The following is a 2875-nucleotide window of genomic DNA, read 5'->3' on the forward strand; positions in this document are numbered from 1 at the left end:
ACGCGCTCGACCGCCGGCCAGATCTCGGCCTCCTCCGCGTCGATCGCCCCGAGATCGGTGTGGCCGGCCTCGGTCGAGACGATGGCGAGGCGGTCCTCGTAGGGAATCAGGGCGGCGGCGCCGAAGCCGGTGCCCGGCCCCAGGACGAGGCGGGGCCCGCTCGCGTCGCCGCGCGCCGGGCCGATCGGGGTGAGGTCGTCGGGCGCGATGCCGGCCGCGCCCGCCGCCACCGGGACGTAATCGTTGACGAGGGCGACCCGCGCGAGCCCGAAATCCCGGCCGACCGCGGCGGCGTCCACCAGCCAGTCGGCATTGGTGAGCGGGACGGCGGGCGCATCGACCCGGCCCGCGATCGCCAGGATCGCCGAGCGGGGCGCCGGTGCCCCGCTCTGGGCCAGGGAGGCCCGGATCGCCGCGCTCGGATGCGGATGGCCGTGGGTGGCCTCGCGGGAGAGGAGGCGGGGCGGTGCCCCCTTGCTCTCGATCAGGCCGAAGCGGGCATTCGTCCCGCCGATATCGCCGATCAGCACCGGGAATTCGAACATCCGCCGTCGCCCTTTGTCGTCCTTTTGCCGCACCCTAAACAAAGGGTTCGCGGGCGGTTCGGCAAGCGGTGGACGGCGTCAGGCGGTGGGCAGCGCGTCCGGGTCGATCGGCGCGCCCTCGGCCCAGGCGGCGAGCAGCGCCCGCACCTCGGCCGGGTCGGCGAGACGGCGCCCGGCCACCGTCTCGCCCTCGCCGACGCGCACGCTGACCCCGCCATCCTCGTTGACGGAGGCGAAGGCGATCTCGTCGGTGCGGTCGTCGCCGAGGAACACGGCCCGCCGGCCGGCATAGGGAGCCGCCTCCAGGAAGGCGCGGATGGCGTGGCCCTTGGTGGCGTCGGCCGGCACGATCTCGCCGACCGCCTTGCCGAGCTGGAGCCGGTAGGCGGAGCCGAGATCGCTCGCCACGGCCTTGACGATGGCTTCCGCGGCCTGCGCGTCGCCCGGCGCCGCGAGCCGCCAGTGGACCGCGACCGAGGCGCCCTTGTCCTCGATCAGCACGGCCTCGTAGCGCGCCGTCTCCGCATGGAGCCGCTCGACGCCCGCGCGCAGGTCCGGGTGATCCTCCGGCCGTCCGCCGCTGAGGCGCCCCTGCACCCGGCGCTCGACCCCGTGCAGGCCGGCGATGTCGAATCGGGCCGGCTTCAGGAAATCGTCGATCACCGCGACCGGCCGCCCGGTGACGATGGCGAGGGCTCCGCCGAGCCGTTCGCGCAGCCGCTCCAGGGCGGGCACGAGACCGGGATCGACCTGCACCGCGTCGGGCCGCGGTGCGATCTCGGCCAGGGTGCCGTCGAAATCGAGGAACAGGGCGATGTCTGCGGTCTGGCGTGCGGCTTCGCTCACGGCGTCGTCCTTCCCTTGGTTTCTTTGGGGCCGGCTTCCCTCGGGCTCTGCCTGCGCTAGCATGAGGGCCGGTTGCGACAAACCGGTGATGCGCCAGTGATGCGACAGCAACGGAGGAGCCCGTGCGGCCCATCCCCGTCCGCCCCGGCCCGGGGCAGGAAAGCGTCTGGGACTATCCCCGCCCGCCCCGGCTGGAGCCGGTGCCGGAGCGGCTGACCGTCATCCTCGGCGGACGGACCATCGCCGCGACCACGGCCGGCTTCCGGGTGCTGGAGACGAGCCATCCGCCGACCTACTACTTCCCGCCCCAGGATATCGCGGAGGGCGTCCTCGGGGCGCCGCGCCGGGCCGGCCTCTGCGAGTGGAAGGGCCGTGCCGTGCTGTTCGACGTGACCGGCGGCGACGCAACGGCGCCGGGAGCGGCCTGGGCCTATCCCGACCCGACCCCGGGCTTCCGGCCCATCGCCGGCTACGTCGCCTTCTATGCCGGGCCGATGGAGGCCTGCCTCGTCGGCGACGTGCGGGCCGAGCCGCAGCCCGGCGGCTTCTACGGCGGCTGGATCACGCCGGGGCTCGTCGGACCCTTCAAGGGTGGGCCCGGCACGATGGGCTGGTGAGGGTTTTCGGGCTGGCGCCGCCGTGCGCTCGAGCATCGTCATGTCCCGAAAGCCGGCAACCACCTTTCGGGACGATGCTCCGAGCCGCTACACCGGCCTCGGACACGAACGCGAGGAGCCGCGCATGCAGGTCGAGACCGATCCCCGAGCCGTCGGCCTCTGCCCCGACCGCCTGGAGCGGATCGATGCCTGGATGCGGGGCTACGTCGAGAGCGGGCGCCTCGCCGGCCTCTCGGTGAGCGTGCTGCGCGGCGGACGGACCGCCTTCTTCCGCGCCCACGGCCACGCCGACCTCGCGCGGGAGAAGCCGTTCGCCGCCGACACCATCACCCGCATCTACTCGATGACGAAGCCGCTGACCTCGCTCGCGGTGCTGATGCTCTACGAGGAGGGCCGGTTCCAGCTCGACGACCCGATCGCGCGCTTCCTGCCCGAGTTCGGGGAGATGCGGGTGATGACCGGCGGCAACCGGGCGCGGCTCGAGACCGAGCCGGCCCTGCGCCCGATCACCATCCGCGACCTCCTCACCCACACCAGCGGCCTGACCTACGGCTTCATGGAGGCGACCCTCGTCGACGCGCTCTACCGCCAGAACGAGATCGACTTCCAGACCTCCACCCTGCCGCTGGGCGAGCTGGTCGCGCGGCTCGCGCGGCAGCCGCTGCTGGCCCAGCCGGGGGCGGAGTGGAACTACTCGGTGGCCACCGACGTGCTCGGCCACTTCGTGGCGGTGGTGTCGGGCCAGGATTTTTCGGATTTCATGCGCGCGCGCATCCTGCGACCCCTCGGCATGGACGACACCGATTTCTTCGTGCCTGAGGAGAAGCGGGCGCGGTTCGCGGCGAACTACGCCTTCGACCGCACCCT

At 73.1% G+C, this 2875-nt stretch carries 4 protein-coding genes; 2 read left to right on the forward strand and 2 right to left on the reverse strand.

Annotated features, from left to right (window positions below; all coding sequences use genetic code 11):
* On the reverse strand, window positions 1-545 hold a 545-nt coding region (locus MFF42_RS20060), incomplete at its 3' end, for a glucokinase (protein ID WP_238257319.1).
* A 78-nt stretch (window positions 546-623) separates the two neighbouring features.
* The gene (otsB, locus tag MFF42_RS20065; protein WP_238257320.1) at window positions 624-1391 is read right to left on the reverse strand and encodes a trehalose-phosphatase; all 768 of its coding nucleotides are present in this window, start codon (window positions 1389-1391) and stop codon (window positions 624-626) included.
* Between the two features lie 122 nt (window positions 1392-1513).
* Between otsB and MFF42_RS20070 the strand changes: the two genes are divergently transcribed.
* Both MFF42_RS20070 and MFF42_RS20075 read left to right on the forward strand, forming a co-directional pair.
* The gene (locus MFF42_RS20070; protein ID WP_238257321.1) at window positions 1514-2008 is read left to right on the forward strand and encodes a DUF427 domain-containing protein; all 495 of its coding nucleotides are present in this window, start codon (window positions 1514-1516) and stop codon (window positions 2006-2008) included.
* 124 nt (window positions 2009-2132) lie between these two features.
* A partial coding sequence (locus MFF42_RS20075; RefSeq protein ID WP_238257322.1) for a serine hydrolase domain-containing protein occupies window positions 2133-2875 on the forward strand: 743 nt, incomplete at its 3' end.

Source organism: Methylorubrum podarium (assembly GCF_022179745.1).
Classification (GTDB): Bacteria; Pseudomonadota; Alphaproteobacteria; order Rhizobiales; family Beijerinckiaceae; genus Methylobacterium; species Methylobacterium podarium.